We start from the raw sequence: 246 nt of genomic DNA on the forward strand, positions 1-246 counted from the left end.
GGCGATTGTCACCACCGACGCCAATGAGATGACCACGCAGATGGCGAAGCTGTTTGCCGCGGCCGGACAGGAAGTACCGGAAGTGAAGTACCTGTTCGAAATCAACCCGGATCATCCGCTGGTGAAACGTGTTGCGGATACGCAGGATGAAGCACGCTTCGGTGAGTGGATTGAGCTGCTGCTGGATCAGGCCTTGCTGGCCGAGCGCGGCACGCTGGACGATCCTAACCAGTTTATCCGCCGCAT

The 246-nt window shown here is 58.5% G+C and carries 1 pseudogene; it reads left to right on the top strand.

Annotated features, from left to right (window positions below):
• Window positions 1–246, top strand: a pseudogene (locus tag SB765_RS32625) (molecular chaperone HtpG); the annotation flags it as partial.

The organism is Pseudomonas sp. SIMBA_067, from assembly GCF_046534675.1.
Lineage (GTDB): Bacteria > Pseudomonadota > Gammaproteobacteria > Pseudomonadales > Pseudomonadaceae > Aquipseudomonas > Aquipseudomonas putida.